This window comes from Pantoea sp. Morm (assembly GCF_016643525.1).
GTDB classification, from domain to species: domain Bacteria; phylum Pseudomonadota; class Gammaproteobacteria; order Enterobacterales; family Enterobacteriaceae; genus Pantoea; species Pantoea dispersa.
Genome location: NZ_VOQX01000278.1, coordinates 1 through 667 on the forward strand (window position 1 = coordinate 1; position 667 = coordinate 667).

2 protein-coding genes are annotated in these 667 nt (G+C 46.6%); both read right to left on the minus strand.

What is annotated here, in order from left to right; genetic code table 11:
• Positions 1 to 16: 16 nt before the first annotated feature.
• A complete protein-coding gene (locus FT726_RS27550; RefSeq protein WP_021509571.1) occupies positions 17 to 226 on the minus strand; it encodes a CsbD family protein in 210 nt (69 codons plus the stop codon).
• 235 nt (positions 227 to 461) lie between these two features.
• On the minus strand, positions 462 to 667 hold a 206-nt coding region (locus tag FT726_RS27555), incomplete at its 5' end, for a hypothetical protein (RefSeq protein ID WP_346303873.1).

The following is a 667-nucleotide window of genomic DNA, read 5'->3' on the forward strand; positions in this document are numbered from 1 at the left end:
CCGGGGATAACCAACACTACCAGTTAAATTTATTACTATCTTCCCACTCTTTGACTTCTTTCTCTGCTTGATCTTTACCGTAGCCGTAGCGCTCCTGAATGCGGCCGACTAATTGATCGCGTTTCCCTTCGGCTACGTCTAAATCGTCATCTGTAAGCTGGCCCCATTTCTCTTTCACTTTTCCTTTGAACTGCTTCCAGTTTCCGCTGATACGATCTTCGTTCATCAGTGTTCTCCTCATTTAAGTGACAGTGCCGCCTGGCATTATTTCGCGCAGCGGTTAACTGCGCAGAGATAAGCGTAGCCTATGACTGAGATTAAAAGGTGCTTAAGCGAACAAATCGGAAAATTTACGTAACGGTACTGTTTAAAGCGCAGCGGGAATTAAATCTGAAAATATAGGCTATGATTTTTCAGGGTACTCAGTGATTTATCTGCGTACCCGTTTGCTACCAGGGCATTTAGTCTTTTGTATTCAGAGAGTAAATGGTTTTAAGGAACGCGAATCGCTTGATGTCGTCCATTCCCCGTGCGGGGCTTAACGAGGCAATAGAATGGAATCCACAACGTTGGAAAAATCCTGGGGTGCTGAAATCCTTGCTGACGGCAGCGTGCGGTTTCGCCTTTGGGCACCCGGTCAGCAGCAAATTACCCTTCACGCCGATGG

What these genes read in the sequence shown, in the direction of transcription:
- FT726_RS27550 (WP_021509571.1), bottom strand. Translation starts at nt 226, where the DNA reads ATGAACGAAGATCGTATCAGCGGAAACTGGAAGCAGTTCAAAGGAAAA.